Annotated in this window: 20 protein-coding genes; 3 read left to right on the top strand and 17 right to left on the bottom strand. The window is 67.6% G+C overall.

Annotation, left to right across the window (positions count from 1 at the left end; genetic code table 11):
* Window positions 1–48: 48 nt before the first annotated feature.
* A complete protein-coding gene (locus tag ABD655_RS09715; protein ID WP_344713553.1) occupies window positions 49–915 on the bottom strand; it encodes an SDR family NAD(P)-dependent oxidoreductase in 867 nt (288 codons plus the stop codon).
* 59 nt (window positions 916–974) lie between these two features.
* On the opposite strand from ABD655_RS09715, the gene ABD655_RS09710 reads away from it, so the two are divergent.
* Window positions 975–1,631: a TetR/AcrR family transcriptional regulator gene (locus ABD655_RS09710; RefSeq protein WP_344713552.1), complete on the top strand. Its 657-nt coding sequence runs from the start codon at window positions 975–977 to the stop codon at window positions 1,629–1,631.
* 133 nt (window positions 1,632–1,764) lie between these two features.
* Here the strand turns inward: ABD655_RS09710 and ABD655_RS09705 are convergent, their stop codons facing one another.
* The 6 genes from ABD655_RS09705 to ABD655_RS09680 form a co-directional block, all read right to left on the bottom strand.
* Window positions 1,765–2,334 carry a hypothetical protein gene (locus ABD655_RS09705; RefSeq protein WP_344713550.1) on the bottom strand — a complete coding sequence of 190 codons (570 nt, stop codon included), beginning with the start codon at window positions 2,332–2,334 and terminating at the stop codon, window positions 1,765–1,767.
* Window positions 2,335–2,454: 120 nt separating this feature from the next.
* Window positions 2,455–2,841, bottom strand: a complete 387-nt coding sequence (locus ABD655_RS09700; protein WP_344713548.1) for a carboxymuconolactone decarboxylase family protein — start codon at window positions 2,839–2,841, stop codon at window positions 2,455–2,457.
* A 149-nt stretch (window positions 2,842–2,990) separates the two neighbouring features.
* Window positions 2,991–3,347 (bottom strand): DUF1330 domain-containing protein, encoded by a 357-nt coding sequence (locus ABD655_RS09695; protein ID WP_344713547.1) that lies wholly within the window; start codon window positions 3,345–3,347, stop codon window positions 2,991–2,993.
* A gap of 12 nt (window positions 3,348–3,359) precedes the next feature.
* Window positions 3,360–4,073, bottom strand: coding sequence for an alpha/beta fold hydrolase (locus ABD655_RS09690; RefSeq protein ID WP_344713546.1), 714 nt, complete (start codon window positions 4,071–4,073; stop codon window positions 3,360–3,362).
* Between the two features lie 51 nt (window positions 4,074–4,124).
* A complete protein-coding gene (locus tag ABD655_RS09685) occupies window positions 4,125–4,589 on the bottom strand; it encodes a RidA family protein (RefSeq protein ID WP_344713545.1) in 465 nt (154 codons plus the stop codon).
* A 38-nt stretch (window positions 4,590–4,627) separates the two neighbouring features.
* Window positions 4,628–5,482 (bottom strand): MBL fold metallo-hydrolase, encoded by an 855-nt coding sequence (locus tag ABD655_RS09680; RefSeq protein ID WP_344713543.1) that lies wholly within the window; start codon window positions 5,480–5,482, stop codon window positions 4,628–4,630.
* A gap of 116 nt (window positions 5,483–5,598) precedes the next feature.
* Between ABD655_RS09680 and ABD655_RS09675 the strand changes: the two genes are divergently transcribed.
* Complete coding sequence (locus ABD655_RS09675; protein WP_344713542.1) at window positions 5,599–8,319, top strand: ATP-binding protein; 2,721 nt, start codon at window positions 5,599–5,601, stop codon at window positions 8,317–8,319.
* A 272-nt stretch (window positions 8,320–8,591) separates the two neighbouring features.
* On the opposite strand, the gene ABD655_RS09670 is transcribed toward ABD655_RS09675, so the two are convergent.
* From ABD655_RS09670 to ABD655_RS09640, 7 genes are all read right to left on the bottom strand, one after another.
* On the bottom strand, window positions 8,592–9,815 hold the full coding sequence (locus tag ABD655_RS09670; RefSeq protein ID WP_344713540.1) for an IS256 family transposase: 1,224 nt from the start codon (window positions 9,813–9,815) through the stop codon (window positions 8,592–8,594).
* Window positions 9,816–10,256: 441 nt separating this feature from the next.
* Window positions 10,257–11,396 (bottom strand): Vgb family protein, encoded by a 1,140-nt coding sequence (locus tag ABD655_RS09665; protein ID WP_344713538.1) that lies wholly within the window; start codon window positions 11,394–11,396, stop codon window positions 10,257–10,259.
* A gap of 604 nt (window positions 11,397–12,000) precedes the next feature.
* Window positions 12,001–12,894 (bottom strand): DUF808 domain-containing protein, encoded by an 894-nt coding sequence (locus ABD655_RS09660; protein ID WP_344713536.1) that lies wholly within the window; start codon window positions 12,892–12,894, stop codon window positions 12,001–12,003.
* Between the two features lie 288 nt (window positions 12,895–13,182).
* Entirely contained in the window at window positions 13,183–14,232 is a 1,050-nt protein-coding gene (locus ABD655_RS09655; protein WP_344713535.1) for a hypothetical protein, read from the bottom strand.
* Between the two features lie 145 nt (window positions 14,233–14,377).
* Window positions 14,378–14,809, bottom strand: a complete 432-nt coding sequence (locus ABD655_RS09650; RefSeq protein ID WP_344713534.1) for a nuclear transport factor 2 family protein — start codon at window positions 14,807–14,809, stop codon at window positions 14,378–14,380.
* Between the two features lie 118 nt (window positions 14,810–14,927).
* Complete coding sequence (locus ABD655_RS09645; RefSeq protein WP_344713532.1) at window positions 14,928–15,602, bottom strand: DUF2306 domain-containing protein; 675 nt, start codon at window positions 15,600–15,602, stop codon at window positions 14,928–14,930.
* The gene (locus ABD655_RS09640; RefSeq protein WP_344713531.1) at window positions 15,599–16,429 is read right to left on the bottom strand and encodes an alpha/beta fold hydrolase; all 831 of its coding nucleotides are present in this window, start codon (window positions 16,427–16,429) and stop codon (window positions 15,599–15,601) included. Before ABD655_RS09640 ends, ABD655_RS09645 begins: the two co-directional genes overlap by 4 nt.
* Here ABD655_RS09640 and ABD655_RS09635 point away from each other — a divergent pair.
* A complete protein-coding gene (locus tag ABD655_RS09635) occupies window positions 16,404–17,033 on the top strand; it encodes a TetR/AcrR family transcriptional regulator (RefSeq protein WP_344713529.1) in 630 nt (209 codons plus the stop codon). The two genes, ABD655_RS09640 and ABD655_RS09635, sit on opposite strands and share 26 nt — an antisense overlap.
* A gap of 49 nt (window positions 17,034–17,082) precedes the next feature.
* On the opposite strand, the gene ABD655_RS09630 is transcribed toward ABD655_RS09635, so the two are convergent.
* From ABD655_RS09630 to ABD655_RS09620, 3 genes are all read right to left on the bottom strand, one after another.
* The gene (locus ABD655_RS09630; protein WP_344713528.1) at window positions 17,083–17,970 is read right to left on the bottom strand and encodes a zinc-ribbon domain-containing protein; all 888 of its coding nucleotides are present in this window, start codon (window positions 17,968–17,970) and stop codon (window positions 17,083–17,085) included.
* 52 nt (window positions 17,971–18,022) lie between these two features.
* Window positions 18,023–19,219, bottom strand: a complete 1,197-nt coding sequence (gene dinB / locus ABD655_RS09625; RefSeq protein WP_344713526.1) for a DNA polymerase IV — start codon at window positions 19,217–19,219, stop codon at window positions 18,023–18,025.
* A 156-nt stretch (window positions 19,220–19,375) separates the two neighbouring features.
* A complete protein-coding gene (locus ABD655_RS09620; RefSeq protein WP_344713524.1) occupies window positions 19,376–21,454 on the bottom strand; it encodes an AfsR/SARP family transcriptional regulator in 2,079 nt (692 codons plus the stop codon).
* Window positions 21,455–21,478: the final 24 nt, after the last annotated feature.

Raw genomic sequence — 21,478 nt, 5'->3', positions numbered from 1 at the left:
TCTCCTTGCGTTGGGGTGGTGAGATGCGGTGGGGCGACGTCGGGTGGCTCAGGGAGCCGGGGGCGGAAACTCCACCGGGAAGGGTTCGCCGATGTCGGCGGAGTGGCTGACGGGAGCCCACCGCAGGTCCGAGGCCAAGAGCTTCTGGTCTAGGGCGACGCTCATTTCGGTCGCGTTCACGCCGACGGGCAGGTTCTCCGGGATCTCAGACTGCTTGGCCAGTGCGACCAGAATCTCGGCCACACGCGCCGGGTCGCCCGGGGCCTCGCTGGCGAGCGCCCGCAGCACACCGCTCACCTGGCCGACCGTCGCGGCGTACTCCTCCGGCACATCCTGGACCTCCATGGACGACCCCGCCCAATCCGTCCGGAACCCGCTGGGCTCGACGACGAGGACCTTCGTGCCGAATGGTGCGATCTCGGCACGGAGCGAGCGGCTGAAGCCGTCGATCGCGAACTTCGCGGCCTGGTAGGAAGCGATGCCCGGGGAGCCGCCGACCCGCCCGCCGACGGAGGAGAACTGGACGATCAGGCCGCTCCCCTGTTCGCGCAGCAACGGGATCGCCGCCCGGGACACGTGGTAGACGCCCCAGAAGTTCGTCTCGAACTGGCGACGGAAATCCTCCTCCGATGCCGTCTCGATCGGGGCCACGTTGGCATAGCCGGCGTTGTTCACGACCACGTCAATGCGCCCGAAGCGCTGGTGCGCCTCGTGCAGGGCGTCGACAACACGGCTCGGATCGGTGACGTCGAGCGCCAGCGGGAGGATGCTGTCTCCGAACTCGGAGACCACCTCGTCGAGTTGCTCGGGCCTGCGTGCGGTGGCGACGACGCGATCGCCCGCACGCAGTGCCGCGAGAACGAGAGCGCGACCGAAGCCGCGCGAGGACCCTGTGATAAACCATGTCTGACTCATGGAGTTAATGAAACCCCATTGCGCTAAATAGTACAACCCCGTTGCGCTAAACTGGTGTCATGACTGACTCTGCACCGTTTCAGCGCGCGCGATCCGCGGAAGCGAAGGCCGTGCGCGAGCGGGCGATCTTGGACGCCGCCCGCACGCTCGCCGCCGAACGGAGCATCCGCGCGATCACCTTGACCGACATCGCTGAAGCCGTCGCAATGCACAAGTCGGCGATGCTCCGCTACTTCGAAACCCGGGAGGAGATCTTCTTGCGGCTCACGGCTGACGGGTGGGCGGAATGGACAGCCGTCCTCTGCGACCGCCTTGCCGACGCGTCCGGTCCCGCCGAGGTCGCCGACGCGTTCGCGACCACGTTGGCCGCACGCGGTCTTCTATGCGACCTCTTCGCGCAGACGCCGATGAACCTCGAGCGCAACGTCTCCGTGGAAGCCGTACGCGCCTACAAACTGGCCATCGGCGACCATCTGGACCGGATCGCCGCCGCCACCCGCGGCGCGGTGCCCGCTCTGAGCGACGAAGCCGCCCGCGACCTCGTGGCCGTCGCCACCTCGATTGCCGGAACCTTCTGGCAAATCTCGACACCACCCCCCGAGATCGCGGCGCTGTATCGCGCCGATCCCCGGCTCGGACACGCACTCGTCGACTTCGAGCCGCGGCTCAGCCGCATCCTCACCGCTTACCTGGCCGGCAGCCTCATCGCCGCGTGAGCGATGAACGGCGGATCCCTCGACGGGCGACAAGGAGTACGCAGCGGCGGCCCAGGCGACGATTCAGCAGTTCCCAGAGGTCATCGACTACTACATTCGCCAGCAGGAGGACCGTGGGGATCAGGCGGTCGGGCTAAGCGCGCGGCGTCGCGAGGAAACCTCCGTCCTGCTTGTTGACATGGTGCAGCAGGCAGTGGCTGCGATCACAGCCAACACAACGCTCTACTCCACCCCGCTGACGAGCTACGACGAAGCAATAGCTCGCGCGCGTGGATTCAAGCGTTACGTGGAGGACTCGGATGGCTACAAGCTCCTCAACAGCCAAGGCGTGAAGAAGCCCTTCTCCCGAGAGCAGGATGTCCAACTCTTCTTTGGCCTGATCTTCTTCGCCGACGAGTTTGACGTCAACAGGGAGGTCAACAACGGCCGCGGGGGCGTCGGCGGCGAACACGTGTCGCACCCGGCCGTGCTCGTCGACGACGGCGCAGAGGTCGTCGTGCACGGGCGGGCCGGGCCGGCGGGCCTTGCTCCGCTTGGGCTTGCCGAACGCGCTGAACCAGCCATTGCTCGACGCGATCCGCCACGCGGTCCGGTCCGACATCGCCTCACCGTTGTCGCGGGCCTCGTCAGCGAGCAGCCGATGCCCGAACTCGCGGTCGTCCTTGTGGGCGTCGAACAGCGCGTTCGCGCGATACGCCTCCACCACCTCGCCTGTGGCGCAGCTGGTAGCGCACCTGCATGGCATGCAGGGGTCGGGGCAGGCCCCTGAGTCTTGCAAGAGCGCACGTCCGCGATCCTCTTCGGCGACGGAGCACCAGCGTGCTCAGGCGTGCTCTGCGAAGACCTCAGCCGCGATGCCATATCCTTCGAACGCGCGCGCGACGCCGGCGTAGGCGGCGATCTGGATGAAGACCTCGATGATCTCCTCCTTGGTGGCTCCGCTGTTGAGCGCGATGCGCAACTGTCCTCGGAGTGGTTCCAGGACGCCGAGGGATGCCGCGATCGTCACGGAAACGAGCGCGCGGGTCCGCGTGTCAAGGTGGTCGGTGCGTGGCCACGCGTCTCCGAACGCCTGGATCGTGGCGATCCGTTTGAAGTCCTCGGCGTTGTCCGGCTCGGTCGTGGCGGTTCCGAGGAAGCGCTCGAGTCGGAAGCCGAGGAGCTTCTCGGCTTCATCGAGCGCCGTTGCGTAGTCGCGGTCGGTGGGCATTGCAGTCTCCTTACGATGGGGCGGTGAGAGCGGGTGGGTCACGAAGCCGCGGGGATTCCGTCGCCGGCGCCTCGGATGACTTCGGGCGCAGTCCTGCAGACGGCCGCAGTGCGATGGGCCTCGTGGAACTCGGTCGAGGCCGCCGGAGGTCAGGGTCGCGAGGAGGCGATGAGTCCTCGGATGTCGCGAGCGAAGCCGGCGACTGAGAATCCGTCCGGCAGCGAGTCGATGAAGACCAGGTCTGAGATCGTGTTCATGGTGCGCATCGGCAGAATCGCCTGGTATTCGGCCGACTCGTACCACGCTCGCGCGGCGGCGCGATCCGGGAACTCCATCAGCACGACCGATCCCGGCCATGCTCCCTCGACGGTGTCGGGATCCCCCTGCGCCAGCCATCGTCCGCCATGAGGAGCGACCGTGGCCTCGACGTTCTCGAGATAGCGCAGCGCCTCCTCGTTCGGCACACCGCCGGGAATTCGCAGATGATTGATCAGGTAAGTGGGCATGGCTCGGTCCTTTCAGGACAGTGCGTCGAAGGCCTCGCGGATGAGATCGGCGACAGCGGTCGGGGTGGAGACCATCACGGAATGGGAGGCACCGTCGACCTCGACGGTCTTGCGCGACCCGGCCCGTTCGGCCATGTACCGATGCGCCTCGACCGGAATGTTCTTGTCTGCGGACCCGAACACGAACCATGACGGCAGGGACTTCCAGGCGGCGACGTCGCCGGGCAGTCCCTCGTTGAGCGCGAAGTCGCGGATCGGTCGCTGCGTCGCACCCGCAATGCGGGCGTCAGTCAACGCAACATCCCCCGCGAACTGATCGGGGAAGAGCGCGCGGTCGACGAACAGGTCGTTGGTGCCGTCCCCCAAAGGGATCGGTCGCACAGTGTCACCCAGTGTGCTGCCGGGGAACAGGGCGGTGAGTCCGAGGGCGGTTTCGCCGGGCTCCGGAGCGAACGCGGCCACATAGACGAGACCTGCGACCTTCCTGCTGCCGGCGGCCGCAGCTGTGATGACCGGGCCACCGTACGAGTGGCCCACCAGCAGCACGTGGCCGTCGATCGCGTCGACGGCGGCGCGGACGTTCTGCGCGTCGGTGGTGACGCTGCGGAGCTGGTTGGGGGTGGCGATCGCGGTGATCTGCGTAGCGGCGAGATCGGCGATCACGCCGTTCCAGCTCGCAGACTCGGCGAACGCCCCGTGCACCAGCACGACGGTGAGGGTGTTCATGATTTCTCCTTCTTGTTGGCGCGCCTTGCGGCGTGGTGGGTGGAGGGAAGGTCACTCGAACTCGACGATCAGTTCGACTTCGATCGGTGAGTTCAGGGGGAGTACGGCGACGCCGACGGCACTGCGCGCGTGGACGCCCGCGTCACCGAAGACTTCGCCGAGCAGTTGGGAGGCGCCGTTGAGCACGGCCGGTTGCCCGAAGAACGCCGGGTCGGATGCCACGAATCCGACAACCTTGACGACCCGCGTCACCCGATCGAGCGAGCCGATGGCCTCTTCGACGGCGGCGAGGGCGTTGATCGCAGCGGTGCGTGCCAGCGTGTGCGCATCCTGCTCACCGACCTCGGCACCGACCTTCCCGGTCATCGGCAGAGTGCCGTTGACGAAGGGAAGCTGACCGGCCGTGTAGACGGCCCCGCGGCTGACCGCAGCCGGCACGTAGACGCCCGCCGGCTGAGCGGGCTGCTGAGGAACCACGATGCCCAGTGCCTCCAGACGATCACTGATGTGCGACATGAAGACTCTCCGTTCTCTGTTCGTGTGCGCCGGAGTGCTCAGCGAGCTCCCGGCGACTCCTCGGACGTCGTGAGGATCGCCGTCGCCGCTCCCCAGAGTGAGCCGATGTTGCGTCGTCCTGGCTGCCGTTCGAGCATCCGGTGGTAGAAATCGATGGCGTTCGACGCTTCACGTTCCACTTCGGCGACATCGCGCAGGTACTGGATAGTGGCGTCGATGTCGGACGCCGAATCGGGTCGAGTGGCATCCTTGTGGGCGCACACGACCCAGGTCGGATGCAGCGCCTTCACTCGCTCGAGAGCGGCGATCCATGAAAGCCGCGTCTGAGCGGTAGTGGTGGACAGGTACGGATAGGTGTTGTTGTAGACGACGTCGCCGGCGGCGAGGACGCCGGCGTGCGGCATCCAGAGCACCGTGGTGTCAGGACTGTCGGTCGTCCCGGTCTCGACGATGTGCGCCTGCTTCCTTCCGACGGGAAACGAGGTGCTTTCGACCGGGTCCGGAAGCACCGGCACGGGGATCTTCCCGGGGAACAGCCGCTCCCAGAAGCCGTCGCGCATCGCGGGTGCCGCTTGCTTCCGCAGATTGGCGATCGTTGCGGCCGTAGCCAGGAACCGGGCGTCGGGGAATGCCTCGCGCAACTGGCCGACCCCGAACGCATGATCGCCGTGGCCGTGCGTGATGTAGACGGCCGAGAGGTGCTTGTCCCGGTGACGGATCCACTCGATCAGCCTGTCGTTCTCATCGATGGTGAGCAGGGTGTCGACCAATACTGCCTCGTCGTCGGCCCAGATGAACGTGGAGGTGTTGGAGACTCCTCGCTGGTCCTCGTGGCCATCCGGAAGATCGCGGACGAGGCCGTCGCGGGCTGCCGTGTAGGTGGCGTAGTGCATGCGTGTTCCGTCCTGCTGTGTCGGAGATCGTGTTCCGACCGTAAGATTGCGACGCCCACAAGGCCTCAGACGAGCCGACTTAATTGCTCTGGATCACGACTGAGATTGGCCCGACGATGCCGCACGTCGATGACCCGCAGATGCCGCTCCTCGGCCGGGAGCACGCCCTCGGCGTGCTGCAGTCGGCCATGGATCGGCTGTTCGAAGCGGGATCCGTCATCCTCATTGAGGGCGACGCGGGCGTCGGCAAGACGGCCGTGCTCGACCACCTCGACGCCGACGCCCGCGCTCGCGGATTCAGCGTGCTGAGAGGAACCGGCGTCGAAGCGGAGGCGGATGTACCCGCGGCCGCATTGCACCAGATGCTCCACGGGTTCCCCGACAGCATCGCGGCACTGCCTGCGCCGCAGCGCGACGCCCTTCGCGTGGCGTTCGGGGAACTCGACGGGGCGCCGCCCACCGGGTTCCTCCTGGGCCTGGCGGCGCTGACTATCCTGTCGGAGCGTGCAGTCGGCGCCGGGCTGGTCGTCATCGTGGACGATCTGCACTGGGTGGACGCCGTCAGCGCGGGCGCCCTCGCGGTTGTCGCGAGGCGGATCGCCAACGAGCCCATCCTGCTCGTCGTGGCCGCGCGCAGCGGAACCACTCCGCGCGAGTGGAGCGAGTCCGTGGGCACGAGAGTCACCGTCGCCCCCCTCGATGCGGCGGATTCGACCAGGTTGGTCGAATCCGCCGCCCCGTCTCTCACGCCCGCCGAGCGCGACCTCGTGATGGCGTGGGCGCAGGGGAACCCGCTCGCGCTCATCGAACTGAGTGCGTCGCGGCACCTCCGCGACGGACGCGGTCCGGAGGTCATGACGCTGACATCGCGTCTGGAGCAGGCGTTCTCGCACAAGCTCGAGGCACTGGACGACGTCTCGAGGGCCGTGCTGCTCGTGGCGGCGGTGAGCCGTGACGATGATCAGCGTGCGATCCTTGACGCCGCGGGAGCCATGCTCGCCAGAAGCCTCGCGGTGCACGACCTCGCGCCGCTGGTCGAGCGGAAACTGATCTCATCATCCGGTGATCGGGTGGTCTTCACGCATCCGCTGATCCGTTCGGCCGCAGTCCACAGCGCCACCCCGAAGGAGCGGACTCACGCACATCGGGCCGTCGCCGCTCTGTTGCCTCGGGGCTCCGATCGTGCGTTGTGGCATCTGGCTGTCGTCGCCGACGAACCCGACGAAGACCTCGCCCGGGCGATCACCGCCGGAGCCGGGCGGCTTGCGGCGATGGGGGCGATGGATTCAGCCATCGTTGCCTACACCCGAGCCGCCGAGCTCACCGACGCCGCCGACGAACGCGCACGCCGGCTGCTGCTTGCCGCGGAAACCGCATGGAACGCCTTCCGCCTCGAGCGGGCGACGTCCTTGCTGTCCGAGATTGAAAGAGTCACGAGTGATCCGGTGCTGCTTGCCCGCGCCGCGTGGATCAGACAGCTTCTCCCTGGCGGCACGGTGACCGCGGGGGAGTGGGAATCGGCGCTCGCCTCGATCGAGGAGATGAGTCGGGCGGGCAGCGGCGATTCCGTGCTCACCGCTCTCTCGACGCTCGCGTTCAACGGAGTGACCTCCATTCCGGGGCCGGTGTGGCAGCGGATGATCCGGGCAGCTGATCAATCGGGTGCTCCGGCATCCGACCCGCGTCTCCTTCAGATTCGCGCCTTCGGCGCACCCCGCGACGCAGCGCATGTGGAGGCGCTGCTCGCCTCCGTGGCGATTTCGGACATCCGTGAGACAAGCGCACTATGGCTGCTGTCGCTCGCCGCGATGGCAACGGGATCCATCTCTCAGACGGCGCGATTCTGCACGCCCGCGATCGCACGGCTGAAGTCCGAGGGTCGACTCACCGGCCTCGGTCATCAGCTCGTGCTCGCATCAACGAACGAGCTTCACCGTGGTGAGTTCCGGGCAGCCCGTCGAGCGGCGCAGGAAGCGAGCGCGTACGGAACGGAGGCTCGTGATGCGCTCCTCACTCTGACGGCTCGACTCGTGGAGCTGCAGGTGGATGCGGTCAACGGCGCCCCCGTAAGCGAGGAGGTGCTCCGGGCGGAGCACCCGGAGGCGGCCGTCGGACTGTCGCGGGGCATCTACCGGATGAACTATCTCCTGGCGGTCGGCGTCTCCGAGGCATCGTGTGGCCGCTTCGCGTCGGCATTCGCGGCTCTTCGCGAGATCGTCGACGCGAATGGCGCATCACATCATTGGCAATGCGGCTCGTGGGGCCTCGCGGAGTTCGTCGATGCTGCCGCGAGGTGCGGCCAACTCACCGCAGCAGCGGCGACCGTCGCCTACTACCGTGGGCTCGGCTCGTACGCGGACTCCGAGCGCTTGGCGGGCCAGCTGCGGTTCGCGGAGGCGGTGCTCGCAAGCGTAGATCGGGAGGATGCGCTCCTGCGCGCCTGCGATCCCGGTGAGAACCCGCTCCCCTACACCCGCGCGCGCGCGTCCCTGTTCTACGGACAGTGGCTCCGTGGGCAGGGCCGTGTCACCGACGCGAGGCCGTGGCTGCGGCAGGCTCGGGATGCGCTTGACGGCTTCGGCGCCCACCGCTGGGCCGGCGTCGCGCGCGCGGAACTCGCTGCTGCGGGCGAGCGCAGTTCGCGACCGAAGCCGGACGTCGGTGTCTCGCTCACACCACAGGAGGAGCGCATCGTGCGACTTGCCGCAGACGGCCTCAGCAACCGCGAGATCGCCGAGGCGCTGTTCCTCTCCCCGCGAACCGTGGGTGCGCACCTCTACTCGGCGTACCCGAAGCTCGGAGTGTCGTCGAGAGGAGAACTCCGCTCGAAGCTCTGACGACCCTCAAGGATCGAGTCGCCGGGCGGCACGCCTGCCGCTTGAGCTGTAGTCACTTACTCGACAGTTCAAGTACCTCGAGAGTCATCGAAGGCGGTCCGGAAGCATCGAAGGTCTGTCGCCTATGCTGACTGTCACCACCACCGGAGTGACGCCGAAGGGCAGGATTCCGGGGGTTTTGAGCATCCGCGAGACCATCCGGGCCTGTGGCGCAGGTGGCGTCCCTCTGAGTGGTGGAGTTTCTCGACACCGTGCGAGTTCAGCTGTTGTGATTATGCCGCAGCGAGTTCTGGGATTGCGACCTCCTCTTCGGTGACGTCGAGGAGCTTCATGGAGTGCTCGCTGAAGTAGCGGCGGTCGGCGCCGTCCCATTCGTCGTGCTGTTCGATCAGGACGTGCCCTGCCAGGCGCAGCAGCGCGGCCGGGTTGGGGAACGTGCCGACGACGTCGGTGCGACGCTTGATCTCCTTGTTCACCCGCTCCAGCGGATTGGTGGACCAGATCTGCCGCCAGTGCGCGTAGGGGAACGCCGCGAACGCGAGGAGGTCGTCGCGGGCGTCTTCGAGCATCTCGGCGACCTTCGGGTGGGAGCGGCCGAGCATCCGCACGACTTCGTCGAACTGGGCGTGGACGTGCTTCTTGTCGGGTTGCGCGAAGATCGTGCGGATGATCGATGCGACCATCGGTCCGGCGGTCTTCTGCACGTTGGCGAGCACGTTGCGCATGAAGTGAACCCGGCATCGCTGCCAGCTGGAGCCTTGGAATACGGTCTCGATCGCGGCGATCAGGCCGGTGTGAGCATCGGAGATGACCAGCTTCACCCCGTCCAGCCCGCGCGCTTTCAACGAGCGCAGGAACGTGGTCCAGAACGGCTGCGACTCGGTGTCGCCGACCTCGAAACCGAGCACTTCCCGACGCCCGTCCGCGGCGACGCCGACCGCGACGACGACCGCTTGGGAGACGACCCGCCGGCCGACGCGGGCCTTGCAGTAGGTCGCGTCGAGGAACACGTACGGGTAGCCGGTGTCCGCGAGCGGCCGGTCCCGGAACGCGGCGACGTCCTCGTCGAGGTTCGCGCAGATCCGCGACACCTCCGACTTCGAGATCCCCGTGTCGGCGCCCAGCGCTTTGACCAGGTCGTCGACCTTGCGGGTGCTCACGCCGTGGACGTACGCCTCCATCACGACCGCGAACAAGGCTTGATCGACCCGTCGGCGGCGTTCCAGCAGTGACGGGAAGAAGGTCCCCGCCCGCAGCTTCGGGATCCGCAGATCGAGTTCACCGGCGGTGGTGAGCAACGGTCGGGGTCGGGTGCCGTTGCGTTGAGCGACCCGTGCGCCGGACCGCTCGTACGGGGCGGCGCCGATGAACGCGGCCGCTTCCGCGTCGATCAGCTCCTGGTAGAGCGTCTCGGTCGCTGTCCGGATCCGGTCGGTGACGTCGGTGAGTTTCAGTTCCCCGAGGAGCTCGAGGAGGGCAGACTGGTCTAGAGCCATCGTGCGTTGTGTCTTTCTGTGAGTGACTTTGATCGGTTCTCACTGACCATCGCACGATGGCTCACCAACGTCTACGACGTCGACACCACCGCCGAGAACTACACCACTCCAGGGGACGTCACCTGTGGCGCAGCTGGTAGCGCACCTGCATGGCATGCAGGGGGTCGGGAGTTCGAGTCTCCCCAGGTCCACCAAATTCCCTGGTAAAGCTACAAATGCATGCTCCCTTCATCGGAGCAGCGACGTCCGGAAGCAACTTCCTCGGGCAGCCCCGCATCCCCGGCCAACGGGCCGGGCAGACGCTGTCTGTCTGACTGACCGAGTTCACCGGTCCGCCGGCGGCGAGTCGGGGCGCAGGGGCAGCGGTGCGCGCAAGGCAGTATCCGCTTGCCCGCCCACCTGCGTGAGTCGAAGGGACGGCGCCCTGGCACAGTCCGCGGATCAGCGGATCTCGGGGACGACGACCTTGCCGATGACGTTTGTCGCGAGCTCAGTGAACCAGAGCACGCCCTCCGCGCCGGGACGGATGCGGTGCATGATCGTGCCGGTGCTCGGCACGTCGAACGCCGTCACGGCGTCTCCGGGCAGTGCGGCGGCGGAGGCGGCGGCCTTGCGCAGCGCATCCCCGCGCACGCGCAGCAGCTTGTCCGGACCGGCGGGCTCCGGGTGGCTCCCGTCGACGTATTGCTGCACCCACACGTCGCCGTTCTCGTCGAACGAGAGGGCGGCCAGCAGAAGGTTGTCCTGAGAGGCCGGCAGCTGCACCTCCACGATCGTGCCGTCCATACTCACGCGGCCCACTCGGTTCGTCGCCTCCTCGGTGAACCAGAGCGCGTCGCCGGCGGGATCCACGGCGAGCGCGATGGGCCGGGAGTTCGGCGTCGGGATGTCGTACTCGGCGAGGATGCCGTCGGCGTCGATACGGCCGATCCGGTTGCTGATCAGCTCCGTGAACCACATCGCCCCATCAGGTCCGGCGACGATGTAGATGGGCTTGCTGTCGGCATCCCGGAGCGGAAACGCCGTGACCGTGCCGTCCGGTTCTACCCGGCCGACGTTGCCTCCCTCCTTGCCGGTGAACCAGAGCGTCTCGCCGTCAGGTGCCACCGCGAGGCCATGCGGGCCCGGGTTCCCGACGACGCAGGTCGCGCAGCTGCCCACTAAGTCGAAGGTGCGCGCAATGGTGCCGTCCGCGCGGAGCTGGATGATGGTGCCGGCGAACTCCAGGCCGACGAACAGCCGGCCCTCGCGGTCGAACACGATGCCGTGCGGTCCGGTGCCGGCCGGCAGCTCGGTGAAGCTCATCGTGCCGTCGCCGCTGACGCGCGTGATCGTGCCCTCGTTCTGGCCGGTCACCAGGACGCCGCCGGTACGCGGATCGTAGGCGATCTCGTGAGTGGAGCCGTCGCCGCCGTGCTCATGGTCGGCCCCCGCGGTGGGTTTCGTCGACGGCGCCGAGTCGCGGTCCGGGTAGGCGATGTGAAACTCGGTGATCGTCGGGGCGGTGTCCGCGGTCGGAGACGAGCACGCCGAGCAGCAGAGAAGCAGGCTGAGTCCGAGTGCTGCGATTCGGGCTTTCATGGTCCTCCGTTGGGTGCGCACGCGCGCGGACGGGCGGCACGCTTCGACTCTGACGTCCGCGCGCCCGCGGGGCTGGCAAGGAGGGCGCTAGGCGGCCGATGATCGTCCGGGTGAGCGTGGTGGGCGGGTTCGTGCATCCCCATCGGAAGCCCGCCTGCAAAGAACGTACCGTTCAGGCACCCGCCTGCTCTTGCCGGATCGCCGGATGCCGCACACGTGGGCGCATCATCGCACCGGGCGGTCCTGCCTTCGCACGACGATCAACCATGACATGTAGTGCTCGAGGACCCGTCCGCCGAGGTCAGCCACCGAAGAGGCGGCGCGGTCCACCTCCTCGGGGGTCCAATCGCTGAACGTTGTGAAGAGGCGGTGTACCTGGTGTCGATCCAGCTCCACGCTAGCCCGGCTCCACGGCAGTCACACGTAATCCCGCCGCAAGGAGCGGGCCCGTCGCCTGACCGGTCCTCATCGCGTCGCGCGTGAGCAGCCCGGCCGCTGTGCCGGTGCGAGGGGGCTCTGGCTGTGGAACGGTGGTTCTTCGCGGGCGCCCGTGACTGTGAAGAGGGTCTGTGGGCTTGCACTGCCACGCCGGCTGCGGCGCCACTCAATGCGAAGCAGAGACCGGCGGCTTGCGCTTCACGACTCTCATCACCGCGAACAAGACCCCTGCGATGATCAGTCCGAAGACGAGGCCGAACAAGCCCGACAGTGCTGTGTCGACGACCCACACCGCGACCGGCCCGAAGCCCTCGATCCCGTGCGTCGCGGCGCTCAGGAGGTTGTACGGTCCCTCCCAGAAGGTCTCCGCCAGATTCGCAATCACCAGATGGCCGCCGACCCAGAGCATCGCCACCGTGCCGATGATGCTGATGACGCGGAACACCGTGGGCATGGACCGCACGATCCACTCGCCGGTGCTGCGCACCCGGCGTGCCGAGCTCAGCCCCATTCCCAGCCCGACGTCGTCGATCTTCACCAGAAGCGCGACGGCACCGTAGACGAGCACCGTCATGCCGAAAGCGATCACGGCCAGCGCGCCGGCGGTCATCCAAATACCGAAGTCGGCATCGAGACTGGCTAAGGAGATCAGGATGATCTCCGTGCTCAGAATGAGGTCCGTGCGGATCGCACCGAAAACGAGCTTGCGCTCGTCCCGCGGTTCATCCTGACCGGGGCCGTGGTGAGCGCCGAACCACTCCATGACCTTCTCAGCGCCTTCGAAGCAGAGGTACGAGCCGCCCAGAATGAGCAGCCACGGCAGGACCCACGGCGCGAAAGCCGTCAGCAGCAAAGCGATGGGGATGATGATGACGAACTTGTTGACAAGACTGCCGATCGCGATCTTCCCGACCATCGGCAGCTCGCGTGCGGGACTGATCCCCTGCACGTACTGGGGGGTGACGGCGGCGTCATCGATCACCACACCGGCGGTCTTCGCGCTCGCTTTGACGGCGGCGGTAAGGATGTCGTCCACAACTGCAAGCAAACCGACCGACAATGAGCAACCTCCGCTTAGGACCTCCGACGTGCAGACGCACGCCGATCGGCCTCATGCACGCTAGTGCAGCATCGCCTCATCGACAATCGGCTTGTATTTCGTCTCCGCACCGTCGTGCGATCGGATCCGTCTGGCTCAGCACTCGCGCCGCGAGCCGCACCCGATGAAGGCTGACGGTATGAGGGCAGGCTCTGACCGAATGCATCTCTGCGGCGCAAGACCCCACCGACCGGATACACGTCGAGGCAACCGACGCCACCACGCCGCACCTGGCGACACTCCTCGCGGTCAGCGGCGTACCGCCTCGTACGGGCCTGCCCGGGGAGCGTCAGAGGGTGGGGTGAGTCGCACCAGGGGGGCGCCGCCTTCGGTCCCGATCGAAACGACGAGTTCGTGGTCGTTGATCCAGGTGATGCTGCGCGGGGCGCACAGGAACGGCAGGGTGAGCGAGTCCTGTCGCGTGGCCAGCGTCAGGTAGTCCACACCGTGCAGTGAGAGCTCTGGGCTTTCGGGGTCGCACCGAACATGTGCGTCGATGATGTCGCGTGCTTCCACCGAACCTCCCACCACGAATGACGGCAGTGCCGCGGACGCCGGTGCGAGACCGGACCACGCCACGTCGCCACGCTCATTCACGGAGACGACCGGACTGGCGCTGCCCACTGGTTCCTGCTGCTGAACGGTCCCATCCGCCGCAAGGGTGAATCGTTCACTGTCGGTTGCGACGAAGAGGGTTCCGGCGCTGTCCACATCGATCGCGACCTGCCCATGCCCGGCGAAGACGGGACCGACCGGAACGGGGTCGGCACGAGTATCCAGGGTGAGTTTCTCGATCGTGAATGCCGGCTCGCCGAACGCGTAGGCGACGACGTAGACGTCGCCACCGTGCGTGGCGATGTCACCGAGAGCGCGCTCGTCACGGTGCACGTCCGTCCAGGTCATCGCTGCGGTATCGAACAGCATCACCGACCCCGGATAGGTCGGGGTGGGCTCTCCCGTGGACATCACCAGAACAGTCGGGCTGACGGCTGCGATCGCACCGCTCGGCGCCCCGGGGTCGAGGTTGAACCGGCGTACCGCATCGCCTTCAGCATCGACGTGCAGGAAAGAGCCCGCCGATGCGCCCCAGAATCCACCCGCAGTGTCACCGGTCAACGTCATCGGATACGCCGCATCGATGACGTCGGGCGGTCCGCTGTCGCCGTCCATCCGATTGTCGTAACTGATCGGCGTCAACACCCACGAATCCGGGGGAGGCTCAGCGGCACAGCCGACGAGAGTGCCGAGCACCGCCGTCACAGCCACGGTCGTCACGCCGCGGTGCAGAGGCCTGATCATCCAAGCGAACTTATCGGACAACGAAGAGCATCAGCACAGCACCCACCCGACACGACTCACTCGGCCCTTGCTCGAGGGTGACATACGGGTTCACGTGCCCGGGGTCGCGTGAAGGCAGCAGAGAAGTCCGCTGAGACGGATCGCCTCAGTTTCCACCGATCACGTGCTCGGGCAGGTCGTGCTGGCGCGTGGGTCGTGGTCCCTCCGCCGCCCAAGGCTCGCGCCACTGCGGCGCGGGGAAGGAATCAGCGAAGTAGAGCGTTTCGCGCGCCACCTTGTCCCCCCGAAACTGCATGATCTTGACGAAGTGCAGCGGTTCGCCACCGTCGTAACTGAGCCGCCCCTCCGCGATCCAGAGGTCGCCGGCGCCCCTGATCTCCTGCGGCTGGAAGTCGAGCTTCGCAGGGTAGCGCTCTCGCCAGCCCTGTTGATTGGCCTTGCCCTGGAACCACTCGCCAGACTGAGGGAATTCGAGCACGACGTCGTCGTGGTACAGCTCCGACGCCTTGGACTCATTGGGTCCGCCCGTGTATGTCCACTGTCGCAGAAGCAACGCGCGGACCTGTTCATACTCCATCTATCGCCCCTTCCAGTAAGCGCCGGTGCTTCTCGATCTTCAGACATCCGCCTGGCGGTGTCCACCGCTGCCGCCTGGATGCTGTCGGGGGAGACGTGCCCCGCAGCGCTGCTGGAGTTCACTTGCTGGGCTGATCGGCCTTCGCGTTGCGGGGCAGTCCATCTGCATTCGGCCGCCACCAGAGCCATGCCTCTCCTGCGAGCACATGCATCGAGAGACCGACCCAGAACGCCGGCGCGAAGCTCTGCTCGAGCGGCAACAGCTGGCTCCCTGCGAGGATCCCCACCCAGACCCGGATCATTCCGACGCCCAGTCCGACCGCGAACGCGCGCATCATCCACCGACGATGCATCCGCACGCGGCGGCCTCGGATCGCACGGTAGGCGAGCATGAGCGAAACGAGGAACCACGACCCGAATACTGCGGTCGCGAGCGACTGCCAAGCGCCGCCGTACGCGAACGGTACCCCGAACGCGAGTGCGAACACGCCGCTGACGAGTCCCAGGCTGAGCACCACGCGCCCGAACCGACGATGGAACGTGAAGTGACGTTCTCGGAAGCGTCTCCACAACTGCAGCGGCGCGCCGACGAGGTAGAGAATCCCGGGGACGATGTGCAAGTAGGCGAGCCAGGGGTAGGTGACGTACCGCCACTCGAAGGCGTCGCGTTCCGAGGGCGTTCCGGTGACGATGAGTGGCCCGTCGGTGCCCACACGGATTCCGGCGAACACCAGGACGATCGTGATCAAAACGAACACGCCCGCCCACACGAGCGTTTCGATCGCGCGCGTCATGCCGGAGCTCGACGTGGGCGCAGCTGTGTCGTCTCGGCGAGAAGTCTCACCAGCCGTTGTGCCATGGTCGCCGCATCCCAGCTGTGCCATGCGCCTCGCACCTGCTCGGCGGAGCCCTCAGGTGCGGCGTCACTGATCATGGCGGCCGCATTGACCATCCCGGGGAACGTCTCGGTGCCCGTGACCGCGAGCACCGGAACTGCCAGCTTGCCGAGATAGGCCTCGGGACCTTCGGCCTCGACGGCTGCGAGCGCTGTGCCATCGGGAATCCAGGAGTGGCCGATCTGGGGATATGCCGGCGAGCGCTGAAGCTCTTCGAGCCACTCCTCGGGCATGTCGACCATGTAGCTCTCCACGGCATCCCGCAGCTCTCCTCGGTCGATGTGAGTCCGCACCGCCTGCCACCAGCGCGGTGCGCCGCCCGGGAACTGACCCAGGGGCGCCTCGAAGAGCACAAGGCCAGCGAGGTTCGGGATTTCGTTGGCGGCCAGGATCGCCAGGGCGCAGCCTGAGGAATGTCCGACGAGAATCACCGGCCCGACCAGTCGATCCGCGATTGCGGTGATCGCGGCGATCTCGCGGTCGATCGAGATGGGGCCGGAGGCGAAGGAATCGCCGCGGCCCACGCGGTCGTGCACGCTGGCTTGGTAGCCGAGTTCGGCGATGATCCGCGCCGTCTCCGTCGGCAGGGGGTCCTCCGAGCGCTCCAGCCCGGCCCCTTGGACGAAGAGCGCTCCCGGCGCACCGCCCGGCCCGTAGAGATCGACCGCGACCTGGTCGCCGAGGATCGCTGCGCTGGCAGTGGCGGAGCGGCAGTTTCTGTCCATCGGCTACGAGTCGGTGACGATGGAGTCGATCGCCAGGGAGTCCGGCGTCGCCAAGCAGACCCTCTACAGCCATTTCGGCAGCAAGCGAGAGTTGTTTCTGGCGTTGGTGACAGCCAAGACAGAGGCCGCGGCGAAGTCGGTGCTCTCGCCGGCCCCTCGCATTATCGACGCCGGAAGCGCGCGCAGCCAGTTGCGCGACGTGCTCGTCGCTCAACTGTCGGCAGTCATGACGTCCGAGATGATCGCATTGCGGCGTCTCGTCATCGGTGAGATGACCCGATCGCCGGAACTGGCTCGAGCGCTCTACGAGCACGGCCCGCGCCAAGCCGTGAATTCGCTCGCCGCCGTCGTCGCCGAGATGAACGAGCTCGGCGTGGTCCGGATAGAGCACGTGCACCAGGCGGCGACGCACTTGAACTGGCTGGTGATGGGGGAGCCCGTCAACCGGGCGATGCTGATCGGCGATAGCGGAATCCCGAGTCCGCCCGAGATCGAGGCGCAGGTGGATGCCGCCCTCGACGTGTTCTTCAACGCGTTCGGGACGATGGAGGACACCGGTGGCGCGAGCAGTGCTCCGACCCGAATTCCGCGCCATCGGTCCTGAACGTCGCATCCACGTGACAGCACGACTGTCACGCCGGGAGCCAGGGGGGTCAGGCGAGGTACGGGTCGACGAGCAATGGCCCTCGGATGTCTCTGAGCGTGTCGATCAGGCGCTCCAGCCCCTTCTTGCTCCAGGCCGACATCTGCATGTCGTGGGGGCCGAGCGGTTCGAGCTTTCCCGTGCGGATGCGGACAACCTCCCATCTCGCCGCGCGCAGTGCCCGGTCTTTGCGTCGGTCGGCCACCGCCCGCTTTCCGACGTGCTCAAGGCCGTGCCGGCCGGTGCTGTCGTACTCGACCGCGACACGCAGCTCCGGGAGGAGAAAGTCCGGCCACACCTCCACGTGGTCGAAGAACGGCCGCGCGACCCGCACGGCGTTGAGCGCCGGCGTCACCGACAGGCGTGCGAACAGGTCGGCACGCACCTGCGCTTCGATCGCGGACGCAGGCTTCGGTGCGCAAGCCGAGAGGAACGGTTCGCCGATGGGCAGGTCAGGCGTCTTCGGGCACACCTGGAGCTTTCGCCGCGGCATCCGCGGACGAAGCAATGTGCGCTCTGTCGGGTTCACGACCGCGACAGGGACAGCTGGGTCAGGAAGGGTCACCGCGTCCCGCATCGGCAAAGCCCGGGCCGGCCGCGCGATGTCCGCGCAGTCGGGGCACCATGCGGATCGGCGGCGCTCACGGCCGGGGCGGTTGCGCTGCTCGTCGGGGGTGGCAGCGAACCGGTGGCCCGCTTCGCACTGCCACAGCAGCAACACGTCGGCCGCCGGAGGGACCTGGCTCAAAACGATGCCCGCGTTGAGCTCGGGGTGATACTGACGTATGAGCGCAGGGAACTGCCCCCATGCCTCCCGATAGGTTCCCACCGGGTAGGGGACTTCCACGCCTTTGGAGAACTGGCGGCGAGCCCACCACAGTCCGACACGCTCCGACATGAGTGCAGAATATGCGCGGGTCGCGACAGCGTGGCCCAGAGTCGACGTCTGCTCACTCGTGTTCCGGCAGCAGCGGGGTCGACCAGCCGGGGTCGCGACCGAGTTGCCCGGCCCGGGCGACCGCAGACGCGCCGAAGCGATCGCGCACCGCATCGAGCACCGCGTCGAGGCGCACCCCGTCTTCCCAGTCGATCGGCAGCTCCGGCGGAAGGCTGTCTGCGCGCACCAGCTGCGAGAACGAGACGCCGATGAGGGTGATGCCGCGCGCCGCGATCTCCGGCTGGGCGACGGCGAGCAGACCTCGTGCAACGGCGAGCAGCACCGTGGTGCGGTCGGAGGGGGAGCGCATCGTGCGCGATCGGGTGGCCTTCGCGAAGTCGCCGTAGCGGAGGCGCAGCACCACCGTGCGACACGCCCGCTCGCGGTCGCGCAGGCGCCGGGCGAGCCGATCCACGATCTGAGTGAGGAGGAGGTCGAGCTCGCCCCCCGAGCGCGCGCGGCTGCCGAGCGCGCGCTGGGAGCCGATGGAGCCGCGACGCCGGGTGGTGTCGACGGGGCGCGGATCGCGCAGCCGCGCCAGCGCGTGCAGGTGCGACCCGGTCGCCTTGCCGAGCAGCCTCTCGGCGGTCGCGGCTTCGAGCTCGGCCAGCTCGCCGACCGTGTGGATGCCGAGCCGGTGCAGCTTCTCGGCGGTCACGGCGCCCACGCCCCACAGCCGTTCGACAGGCAACGGGTGCAGGAACGCCTGCTCCCGTTCGGGTTCGACCACGAGCAGTCCGTCGGGCTTGCTGACCGCGCTGGCAACCTTCGCGAGGAATTTGGTGCGAGCGACACCGACCGAGATGGCGAGTCCGACCTCCGCACGAACCCGCTCACGCAATCGCGCCGCGATCTGCTCAGGTGTCCCCGCGATGCGTCCGAGGCCACCTACCTCGAGGAACGCCTCGTCGATGGAGAGCCCCTCCACGAGCGGTGTCGTGTCGCGGAAGATCGCGAACACGTCTCGACTGGCCGCGGAATACACGTCCATCCGCGGCGGGACGATCACAGCATCCGGACACAGCTCGCGCGCCTGACGGCCGCCCATTGCGGTTCGCACGCCGCGGGCTTTCGCCTCGTAGCTGGCTGCCAGCACGACACCGCCGCCGACGATGACCGGTCGGCCGCGCAGCGCGGGCGCATCGCGCTGCTCGACCGAGGCGTAGAAGGCGTCGAGGTCAGCGTGCAGTACGGTCGCCTCGCCGCGCATCCCACACTCCTCGCCCGTCCTGGGGATCGTCGCACGCACCGGGGACATGGCAGCCGGCCGCATCGGTCCGCCCTGGGGAAGCCGATGAGCAGCACGGGTTGAGGACGCGGCTGGTCGCTGCGGCGTGAGATCGCACGACCGCGGGTTCGGTCGTCCTCATTGCACCGTGGGTGGCGAAGGATCCGTGGGTCTCGGTGGTCCCACCCGCGAAGAGGCTGCGGTGACAGCGACGATCGCGAGAGCGGCGGCGGCGGCGGAACCCCAGGTCAGTCGGCGCACCATGCGTCGCTTCTTGTGCAGCTGCGTCTGCGCGGCCGCGAGTCCCGCGGTCTCATGGGCTGCGGAGGCGTCGAGGAACTCCCGCTCGACCACCGTGAGTGCGGGATCGACGCCATCCCGCCAGCGCTGGGCCGTCGTGAGCCGAACGCCACGGTAGATCTCGCTGTCGGGTCGTCCCATCGCATCCCAGGCGGCGGCGGCGGAACTGAGGTGGCGCATGATCCGCTGCCCCTGGACGTCGTCGGCAAGCCAGTCCTTCAGCCGCGGCCATTCCCGAGCCAGCGCTTCGTGCGAGACCTGCACCGACTCCTCGTCGGTCGTGAGGAGGCGCGCATCAACCAGCCGGTCCACGATCTGCGCATGGGCGGCGTCGATCGCGATCCGCGCGCGCTCGACCCGACGAGGTATGACAGCGCCGTCCGCCGAGGATTCGACCAGACGGAGCAGGATGTCGCGCACCAGCCGCTGCCCGTCCGACGAGAGTCCGCCGAACACTTCTTCTGCGGTCTTCGCGACGGCACCCTCGATCTCGCCGGATGCCCGGTACCCGTCGACGGTCAGTACGCGCCCTTCCCGGCGTGACCACACCTGACGCAGGGCGTGGGACAACAGTGGAAGGGTTCGACCATCGGCGTCGCGGACGAGGATCTCGACGAGGCCCGGCTCGAGGATGAGCCCGGCCTGCTCGGCGGGCTTCTCGATCACGGCCCGGAGTCCTTCAGGGCTCAGCGCGGTGAGTATCAGCATGTGGGACTGAATGATCTGCGCGAATCCCTCGTGATCTGCGAGGTCGCCGAGACGGTCGGCGCGGATCGCGACGACGAGCATCGTAGAGAATGCCATTCGCGATAGGAGGCTGAAGAACTCGCAGATCTCGGCGGGGTCGTCTGCGGCGAACGCCTGCTCGCACTGATCGACGATGAGCAGCGATTCTCGGGCCCGGATTCCTGTGTCGCGAAGTGTGTCGATCGGGTGCTCCCCGGGCGTCACGATGGCGACCTCGATCTCGCGCGCGAGAAACTGCTCACCGATGCCTGCCCTGACGAACGAGGATTTGCCGACGCCCGATGAGCCCGCGACCAGCAGCACGCCGTGCTCGTCGAGTGCCTGGAGCGCGCCGGCCAGCTCCTGCTCGCGACCGAAGTAGCGTTCTGCGTCGCCCGCCCCCGCGGGGGGCAGGCCGAAGTACGGACACTCCGGGCTCGCGACGCGGGACGCCTGGTCTGAAAGAAGGCAGGGATCCTGCCTGAGGATCGCCTGCTCCAGCTCGGCGAGCTCCGTGCATGGGTCCAGTCCGAGTTCCGCGGCCAGCAGCGCCCGGGCCCTGCGCACGGTGGCCAGCGCATCGGCTTGCCGACCCTGGCGGTATTGCGCCACGGCAAGCGTCACCCAGCGCCGCTCGCGCAACGGTGCCTCGGCAACGCGGCCGCGCGCCGACGCGGCGACCTCCTGAACCTCGCCCGACTGCAGACGTGCGTCAAGGAGCAGCTCCTCGACACCCAGACGCATCTCCTCCAGGCGACCGGACGCGATCTGAGCGGGTTCCCAGTCGAGGAGCTCGATGAACGGTTCGCCCCGCCACAGTGCGAGCGCCTCCGCGAACGTGTGCGCCGCACGCTCAGGCTCACCGAGCTCCAGCTGTTCGGTGCCCCGCGTCACGAGGACCTCGAACCGCTCGGCGTCCAGCTCGACGTGCTCCGGGATCAGCCGATACCCGTGCGGGGTGGTTTCGATCTGGGCAGGTGCGATAAGACGGCGCAACCGCATGATGCACCCGGGAACGATATGCGGCCACGACGGGGGTGGGCTGTCGCCCCAGAGCGCCGCCGCGAGAGCATCGACCGACAAGGATGCGCCCAGCCGGACCGTGAGCGCACCAATCACTGCACGATCCCGCCGAGCCAAAGGAATCCGGCCGTCGTCGAGTGTCAGCGCTCCCAGAACGCGCACCTCCATGACGCCACTGTGACCCTGACTCCA

Origin of the sequence: Microbacterium terregens, from assembly GCF_039534975.1 — a bacterium.
GTDB classification, from domain to species: domain Bacteria; phylum Actinomycetota; class Actinomycetes; order Actinomycetales; family Microbacteriaceae; genus Microbacterium; species Microbacterium terregens.
Note: the sequence above shows the minus strand (reverse complement) of the source record. Positions and strands in the feature narration are given on the sequence as shown.

What these genes read in the sequence shown, in the direction of transcription:
- ABD655_RS09690 (WP_344713546.1), bottom strand. Translation starts at nt 4,073, where the DNA reads ATGAACACCCTCACCGTCGTGCTGGTGCACGGGGCGTTCGCCGAGTCT.
- ABD655_RS09675 (WP_344713542.1), top strand. Translation starts at nt 5,599, where the DNA reads ATGCCGCACGTCGATGACCCGCAGATGCCGCTCCTCGGCCGGGAGCAC.
- ABD655_RS09670 (WP_344713540.1), bottom strand. Translation starts at nt 9,815, where the DNA reads ATGGCTCTAGACCAGTCTGCCCTCCTCGAGCTCCTCGGGGAACTGAAA.
- ABD655_RS09695 (WP_344713547.1), bottom strand. Translation starts at nt 3,347, where the DNA reads ATGCCCACTTACCTGATCAATCATCTGCGAATTCCCGGCGGTGTGCCG.
- ABD655_RS09680 (WP_344713543.1), bottom strand. Translation starts at nt 5,482, where the DNA reads ATGCACTACGCCACCTACACGGCAGCCCGCGACGGCCTCGTCCGCGAT.
- ABD655_RS09640 (WP_344713531.1), bottom strand. Translation starts at nt 16,429, where the DNA reads ATGGACAGAAACTGCCGCTCCGCCACTGCCAGCGCAGCGATCCTCGGC.
- ABD655_RS09630 (WP_344713528.1), bottom strand. Translation starts at nt 17,970, where the DNA reads ATGTCGGAGCGTGTCGGACTGTGGTGGGCTCGCCGCCAGTTCTCCAAA.
- ABD655_RS09715 (WP_344713553.1), bottom strand. Translation starts at nt 915, where the DNA reads ATGAGTCAGACATGGTTTATCACAGGGTCCTCGCGCGGCTTCGGTCGC.
- ABD655_RS09645 (WP_344713532.1), bottom strand. Translation starts at nt 15,602, where the DNA reads ATGACGCGCGCGATCGAAACGCTCGTGTGGGCGGGCGTGTTCGTTTTG.
- ABD655_RS09665 (WP_344713538.1), bottom strand. Translation starts at nt 11,396, where the DNA reads ATGAAAGCCCGAATCGCAGCACTCGGACTCAGCCTGCTTCTCTGCTGC.
- ABD655_RS09620 (WP_344713524.1), bottom strand. Translation starts at nt 21,454, where the DNA reads ATGGAGGTGCGCGTTCTGGGAGCGCTGACACTCGACGACGGCCGGATT.
- ABD655_RS09685 (WP_344713545.1), bottom strand. Translation starts at nt 4,589, where the DNA reads ATGTCGCACATCAGTGATCGTCTGGAGGCACTGGGCATCGTGGTTCCT.
- dinB (WP_344713526.1), bottom strand. Translation starts at nt 19,219, where the DNA reads ATGCGCGGCGAGGCGACCGTACTGCACGCTGACCTCGACGCCTTCTAC.
- ABD655_RS09650 (WP_344713534.1), bottom strand. Translation starts at nt 14,809, where the DNA reads ATGGAGTATGAACAGGTCCGCGCGTTGCTTCTGCGACAGTGGACATAC.
- ABD655_RS09700 (WP_344713548.1), bottom strand. Translation starts at nt 2,841, where the DNA reads ATGCCCACCGACCGCGACTACGCAACGGCGCTCGATGAAGCCGAGAAG.
- ABD655_RS09710 (WP_344713552.1), top strand. Translation starts at nt 975, where the DNA reads ATGACTGACTCTGCACCGTTTCAGCGCGCGCGATCCGCGGAAGCGAAG.
- ABD655_RS09655 (WP_344713535.1), bottom strand. Translation starts at nt 14,232, where the DNA reads ATGATCAGGCCTCTGCACCGCGGCGTGACGACCGTGGCTGTGACGGCG.